The organism is Polyangium sp. 15x6, from assembly GCF_029960785.1.
In the GTDB taxonomy this organism is placed as follows: Bacteria; Myxococcota_A; Polyangia; order Polyangiales; family Polyangiaceae; genus Polyangium.
In genome coordinates this window covers 1-6789 of record NZ_JASBQE010000202.1, presented here as the reverse complement: position 1 = coordinate 6789, position 6789 = coordinate 1, and the positions used below count along the sequence as shown (strand labels likewise).

Annotated in this window: 4 protein-coding genes and 1 tRNA gene; 1 reads left to right on the top strand and 4 read right to left on the bottom strand. The window is 64.2% G+C overall.

Translation table 11 applies throughout. The features are described 5' to 3' along the window. Positions 1 to 98: 98 nt before the first annotated feature. The 3 genes from QHF83_RS52545 to QHF83_RS52535 are packed head-to-tail and all read right to left on the bottom strand — an operon-like array spanning position 99 to position 4540. Positions 99 to 599 carry an effector-associated domain EAD1-containing protein gene (locus QHF83_RS52545; protein WP_282425740.1) on the bottom strand — a complete coding sequence of 167 codons (501 nt, stop codon included), beginning with the start codon at positions 597 to 599 and terminating at the stop codon, positions 99 to 101. 12 nt (positions 600 to 611) lie between these two features. Beyond that, complete coding sequence (locus QHF83_RS52540) at positions 612 to 1607, bottom strand: trypsin-like peptidase domain-containing protein (RefSeq protein WP_282425739.1); 996 nt, start codon at positions 1605 to 1607, stop codon at positions 612 to 614. Further along, the gene (locus QHF83_RS52535; RefSeq protein WP_282425738.1) at positions 1604 to 4540 is read right to left on the bottom strand and encodes a tetratricopeptide repeat protein; all 2937 of its coding nucleotides are present in this window, start codon (positions 4538 to 4540) and stop codon (positions 1604 to 1606) included. Before QHF83_RS52535 ends, QHF83_RS52540 begins: the two co-directional genes overlap by 4 nt. 403 nt (positions 4541 to 4943) lie before the next feature. Between QHF83_RS52535 and QHF83_RS52530 the strand changes: the two genes are divergently transcribed. Continuing rightward, positions 4944 to 5008, top strand: a tRNA-Arg gene (locus QHF83_RS52530). A gap of 139 nt (positions 5009 to 5147) precedes the next feature. Here the strand turns inward: QHF83_RS52530 and QHF83_RS52525 are convergent. Then, entirely contained in the window at positions 5148 to 6425 is a 1278-nt protein-coding gene (locus QHF83_RS52525; protein ID WP_282425737.1) for a site-specific integrase, read from the bottom strand. Positions 6426 to 6789 lie beyond the last annotated feature (364 nt).

Here is a 6789-nt window from a genome sequence, read left to right as displayed (position 1 = left end):
TCCTGCTCGATCTCTGCACGAATCGCCGCCGCTCGCTGATGGTTCCGCATCGGGTGCTCCCTTCGGGGCACCAGCGTCGGAGGAGCGAGCCGTCGGTGTCAGGACGGGGGTGGGCGAGGTGGTACGGTTGTACTGGTAGGCCGAACGTTCGGAAGCGAGGGGACCACCGGCGCAGGCGCCATCCCGCTGGGGGGGAGGGTTTGCTGCGGTTCAGGCTTTGATATGCGAGGGTTTCTCCCAAGGATGGCGATCCCTATCGCGACAGCGAGCCCCACCAGCACCATGATAGAATAATGGGTCCGTTTGCCCTGCGGCGTTCGCGGCACCGTGTCGGTGCTCGGCCGCATTGCGCGAGCTTCCTTGATAGCCGCGAGTAACTCGTGATCGTCTTTGCCCGCTTCCGCCGCAAGCACATCCAGCAATGCTGTGAGCTTTGTTTTCTCGGCGTGCTTGAGGATCTCGTCCCAGTAGTCTGCGGCTGCGGGATGAACCGGGATCCTGCTCGTATCGAGTTCCGCATCGCCTACGATCCTGGTAGCGGTGGCGTGTGAAAATCGTTTTGCGGCGAGCTTTCTGAGGGCGACCAGCTCTTTCTTCATGGTGAAGGCTCTTTACGTCACGCCCCCTGCGCGCGTCAGACCGTCGATCACGGCGTCGATGAGGACGCCCTGATTGCGAAAAAATGTGTGTGTGGTGTCTTTGCCTGGCTCGGGGAGCCAGCCGCCTCCGTGGTGGAGGGCGACGACACGCCAAAAACGATCGAACACCGGTGAGCCTGACGAGCCCGGGAGAGTATCGGTCAGATATTGTACCCGTTGATGTCCCACGAACGCAACGGCATTGGCGTAAAACGAGAGTTGCTTATATCCGCCGCCCGGGTGTTGAATGATATTGACGCGATCGCCTTCGCGCACGGAAGCGGGCTGCATATCGAGCGCACCCCAGCGGTCATTTGCGTTGCTTTCGACGCGAACGGCGGTCCAGTCATGCTCTTTGGCGGTCTCGAAGAAGAGGTCTGGGCGGAGCCGGACTGTGGTAGCCTCTTCGGCGAGCCCCTCTTCGTTTTGTTGAAAATCGAAGATGGCAACGGCCTGTGAAGCGATTTCGGCGCTTTCGATGACGTGGTGGCTCGTAACGAGGAGGTTGTTCTTGACGAGGAACCCGGAGCCACAGCTTCCGTTGTGGCATTTTACTTTGGCAACGGCGCGTGCGCGCTTGAGGCCGACGGCGAGGTAACTCACGGGGACGAGCGTGCTGGCCTCGCCGATGATTTTTTCCAGGAGCGGACGCGAATTCTTGGGGCCTTCCCAGGTGATGGCGAGGTCGTCACCGAGGAGGGTAGGAGGTTCTGGCTCCTTGGCGCGTGCGAGCAGCTCGTTCTCGGGGTGCTCGTCGAGCGCGATGCGCAAGATCGCGTCGACTTTGCCGTCGCGATGACTGGCGTGTTTGAGGATCTCGGACCAGGTGTTTGCGGCCGAGGGGTCGAACGCGATGAGGGTCTCATCGAGACCAGCCTCATGCACGATACGGCGTTGTGCGGCTTCTCGTGGGTAGAGGGGCGCGAGGATTTTACGAAGATTGGTGAGTCGAGGTTGGTCCCAGGTCATGGGGCGGTTTGTTGCTTTGGCGTCAAGGGGGTTGTTGTGCTGCGCAAGAGGTCGCGGAGTGCTTTCGCCCGGTCGGGTTTTCCGATTTGGGTGAGGGTCTCGGAAGCGCGGGTGACAACCGGCTCGGCTTCTTGATTCGCGCCCGTTTGGAGGAGTGTTCTGGCGAGGGTCTCCCCGACGAAGGCGATTTGGAACGCGTGACCGAGCGCCACGGCGATTGCGTAGGACTCGCGGAGCATGGGAACCGCTTTGGTAATTTCCTTTCGGGAGAGGTGGATCCGGGCGATGTCGTAGAGCGTGACGGAGCGCGAGAGGCGGTCGCCCAGCGCTTCGAACACCGCGAGCCGTTCCTTGTGGAGCTTGAGAGCCTCGTCGACTTGACCCTTGTCATTCAGGATCCGGGCGATGTTTCCGAGCGTTATGGCGCGTGAGCCGCGGTGCCCCAGCACCTCATACACTGCGAGTTCTTCCTTGTGGAGCTTGAGGGCCTCGTCGACCTGGCCCTTGTTCTTCAGGATTATGGCGATGTCTCCGAGCGTGACGGCGCGCAAGCGGCGGTCCTCCAGCGCCTCGAACACTGCGAGCCGTTTCTTGTGGAGCTCGAGGGCCTCGTCGACCTGGCCCTTGTCCTTCAGGATTCGGGCGACGGCTCCGAGCGTGATGGCGCGCTCGCGGCGATCCCCCAGCGCCTCGTATACCGCAAGCTGTTCGTTGTGGAGCTTGAGGGCTTCGTCAACTTGGCCCTTGTCGTTCAGCATCTGGGCGATGTATCCGAGCGTCACGGCGTGCGAGCGGCGGTCCCCAAGCGCTTCGTACACCGCGAGCCGTTCCTTGTGGAGCTTGAGGGCCTCGTCGACCTGGCCCTTGTGCGTCAGGATCAGGGCAATGTCTCCGAGCGTGATGGCGCGCCAGCGGCGGTCTCCCAGCGCCTCGTACACCGCGAGTCGTTCCTTGTGGAGCTTGAGGGCCTCGTCGACCTGGCCCTTGTCCTTCAGGATTCGGGCGATGCTTCCGAGTGCCATGGCCAGTAAGCGGCGGTCCCCCAGCGCCTCGTATACCATCAGCGCTTCCTTGTGGAGCTTCAGGGCCTCGTCGACCTGGCCCTTGTTCGTCAGGATCCCGGCGACATCTCCCAGCGCGACGGCGCGCGAGCGGCGGTCACCTAGCGCCTCGAACACCGCGAGCGCTTCCTTGTGGAGCTTGAGAGCCTCGTCGACCTGGCCCTTATCCTTCAGGATCTGGGCAATGTATCCGAGCGTCATGGCCTGAAAGCGGCGGTTCCCCAGCGCCTCGAACACCGTGAGCGCTTCCTTGAGTAGCTTGAGGGCCTCGTCGACCTGGCCCTTGCTCGTCAGAATTTTGGCGATGCCTCCGAGCGAGACGGCGCGCAAGTGGCGGTTACCCATAGCCTCGAACACCGTGAGCGATTCCTTATGGAGCTTGAGGGCCTCATCGATCTGGCCCTTGTCCCTCAGGATCCGGGCGATGTCGTCGAGTATGACGGCGCGGTCGAGGCGGTTCCCCAGCGCCTCGTGCACCGCGAGCGCTTCCTTGTAGAGCTTGAGAGCCTCGTCGACCTGGCCCTTGTTTGTCAGGATCGTGGCGATGTCTGCGAGCATTACGGCACGCGAGCGGCGGTCTCCTAGAGCCTCAAACACCGCGAGTGCTTCCTTGTGGAGCTTGAGGGCCTCGTCGACCTGGCCCTTGTCCCTCAGGATCCGCGCCCGCCGAACGACACCGCCCATCTCCCAACGACGATCATGCCCACGCGCTGCTCGCTCCAGTGTCCCCGCTGCCGCCATCGAATGCTCCAGACGTCCCAGGAAGTACTGTGCTTGACCTAGATCCCACAACGCGCGATACCGATCGTCGCCTTTCAGCGCCCCCTCCGGAACGTGACCCAGGTAGTATGCAGCGTCGCCAAACCGTTGCGCCTCGAATGTTAACGTCCCCAGCAGCCAAAACACCAGGCCCGCCGGATCACGCGCTGTCCCGCGCTCCAGCGATGCTCCCGGGTTCAGCGCATCGAACCGAACTTCCTGCCCATCCACACGGGCCTTCGCCAGCCGCCCTTCATCGACCATGGTGAAGACCGGCAATGCGCAGCCCTTGCCCTCCAGGCACATCGCCGTTCCCCACACCACCACATCCGCTCGACGCTCGCGGCCGACTTTCCTCGCCTGTCCGTCGTCACGCACCATCAACGGCACATGCTTGACCTCAAGGCCCTTCCAACCCCCCGCCGCCTTTCGCAAATGCTCCGCCAGATCAAATGCAAACGCCTGGCCTGCTAACGCGACGTTCTTGTCTTGCGCCTTCGGCTCGAAATTGCAGACCACAATCGACACCGTCGCACTCTTACTCTGCTCCTCCGCGCTCTTGGGCTGATACACAACCTCCTGCCCCAGCGCGAACACGCCCTCCGCGTTGATCACCTCCGCCTTCGCTCTCGCATCCTCCAGGCTCACGACACGAACGCGGCCAATGGTGGAGACACCGTTCCGATCACGTATCTCGTAAACGTCTCCGATCCCCACCCCATCCTGCCGGCCGAGATCCAGTTCGAGCATCTTCGTGGTCACGACCTTGCTGACGCTGCCAAAGCCTCGACCAATACGCAGACGTTGGTCACTCGGCACGAGCGTCGCCTGTGCACCGTCAAACGAAGCTCCCTCCTCCTCGAAGAGGATTCCAACCGGCGCCGCCGTTCGGTAGCTGTCGTCCAGCACCGCCACCACGCCGATCTTCACATCGATGTCGAGCTTGGCATCATGCCGGCTGAGCAAGACACGCCGGTGACGCGCCCACCCATGACCGCCCGGCAAACCCACCACCCACAGCTTGCCGTCCACGCGCACGAGGGTCGGCCGCTTCGCCGCCACCGCGGCCACCGCCGCGGGCGCATCCCGCCAAACCTTCGGCGGCGCCGTCACGGAACCCGAACAGGCCGCGAGACTTACGACCAACGTCAGGAGGCTCAGCGGCGATGCAAGCGAGAGTAGGTCGCCAGAGGAACGAGCTCGAGGTGGCGCCATACACACCAATTATCATGACGCAGGAACGGTGCCTACTACGACGAGGTGCCGGAGCGTACATTTCAGTGCGACCCCTTGCCGCCCTCCACGAACCGGCCTTGCTGGACGCTCCCCGGCGCTTCGTCCCCCTACAGACTCCAAGACGAGTCCTCTCGCCCGCGTTACCAGCCCGTTACCACGACGAGGTTATCGTCCTGTCTCCTCCCGTCCGCTCCCGGGCACTCCGAAGAACCCCCTCACCTTCGCGAAAGTGCCTGGAACGACGCTGTTTTCGATGTCATTCTCATACTTTGGCGAGGGGGCTCCCGAATCCCCGGCAGCGGTTTCCTAAACCGAAGGTCGCAGGTCCGATTCCTGCCGGGGGTGCCCAATGATTCCGCGGGGTTAGCGCATCCCGCCACCGTTGCCCCGGGGCCGTCTGGAAACGCGTTGCCCCACTGTTGCCCCAACCCCCCAGGGTCCTCTCCTCGACCCCGGCGGGTCGCGAGCAGCTCCGTGGTGACGGTCACCCCTTCCGGCCTCGCCCCTTGACCGGTCGCGGATCGTGCGATGCCCCACCATCGCCCCGTCCGTTGCCCCGCCCCTGCTCCGGCTCGCCGGGCTCCGTTGCCCCGCTGTTGCCCCGCCCCTCGGTCGCCTTCGCGATCCTCCGGGCGGCCTCGGCGAGGTCTTCCTTCAGGTGGTGCACGTAGCCCTGCGTCGTCGACAGGTGCTTGTGCCCCGCCATGCGCTGGACCACGTGCACGGGCACCCCGGCCCTCAACCACGACGTGATCGCGAAGTGCCGCAGCCCGTACACGCTCCACCCTCCGAGCCCAGCGCGGTCGCGCACGCGCTCGAAGGCTTGCGTGAGCCCGTACTGCCCCCACGGCTTGCCCTGCTGGTTGAGCGCGACGCGCCCATCCTTCGGCCCGTGCTCCACGTGCTCGAGGAGCCGCGCGAGCGGGGCCGTGATGGGAATCTCGCGTTGCCCGGTCTTCGGCGTGTGCGTTTCGCCGTAGGAGCGGCCTTCGCGCACGCTGAGGAAGCCGCCTTGCGCTTCGCCGTTTGTCCCGGGGAGGAGCACGTCGCGCCGACGTAACGCGCGGACTTCGTTGGGGCGAAGGCCGGCGTACGCCATGAGCGCGAACGCGAGGCGCTGGGACGGGACCGCGGAGGCGAGAATCGTGTCGATGTCCCTTTCGGAGGGGATTTCGAGGATGCTCTTCTCCGCGGCTTTGAGCCGAGGCAACGCGGGGGGCAAGCCCGCGAGGTAGCCGCGGCTCGTCGCGAAACGCAGCACGGATCGGAGGACGATCTGCACGTTGTTTCGCGTGGCGCGGGCGCGGTCCTGCTTGGAGAGCGCGAGGTCGAGCTCGGCGGCCGCGGCTCCGTCGACCTGGGCGAGCAGGAGCTCGCCGAAGGTCGGGAGGAGGTGGCGGTCGAGGACGAGCGCATAGCCTCGGCGGGTGGTGACCTTGAGGTCGGTCAGCATGAAGGTGGAGCGGTATTCGCTGACGACTTCGGAGAAGGTCTTTGTGGGGAGGGCGGGGGTGGTGGATGGGGTGGGAGGGGAGCCGGCGGGGGATGCTGCCGGCGGCGCGGGAACCTCGTCCTCGGGCGCGTACGGGGTGCCGAAGCGGGCGAGGTTCAGGAGGACGCGTTTCTCCTCGACACGAGCGCCGGGGAGCGTCTGGACCTGGGCATCCTTGCGGTACCTTGCCCGCTGTCCGTCTTTCGTCTTGTAGCGGATGTCAATGAACAGCCGGGTTTCCCCGCGGCGGTTGACTTTCCGGATTGGCATGATCGGGTTCCTTTCCCGGTCATCCCAGCCGAACTGCGAGGGATCACTGGATAGCACGACGACGAATCTGGTGCTACTCATCAACGCAGAACACACCCGAGCGCTGTCGCATCTGCGCTCGCTGGCAGTGTAAACCTCGACCGAAACCCATTCTCCCGAAGCCTATCCAACCAGACAAGACCCTTCCGAGCCTCTACACCATGCCGCAGTAGCGTCGCATAAAGGTATGCATACTCATCGTACCACCTCGCCCACCCCCGTCCTGACACCGACGGCTCGCTCCTCCGACGCTGGTGCCCCGAAGGGAGCACCCGATGCGGAACCATCAGCGAGCGGCGGCGATTCGTGCAGAGATCGAGCAGGA

Excerpts from the sequence above, each read along its gene's own strand:
- QHF83_RS52545 (WP_282425740.1), bottom strand. The coding sequence starts at position 599 with ATGAAGAAAGAGCTGGTCGCCCTCAGAAAGCTCGCCGCAAAACGATTT.
- QHF83_RS52540 (WP_282425739.1), bottom strand. The coding sequence starts at position 1,607 with ATGACCTGGGACCAACCTCGACTCACCAATCTTCGTAAAATCCTCGCG.
- QHF83_RS52525 (WP_282425737.1), bottom strand. The coding sequence starts at position 6,425 with ATGCCAATCCGGAAAGTCAACCGCCGCGGGGAAACCCGGCTGTTCATT.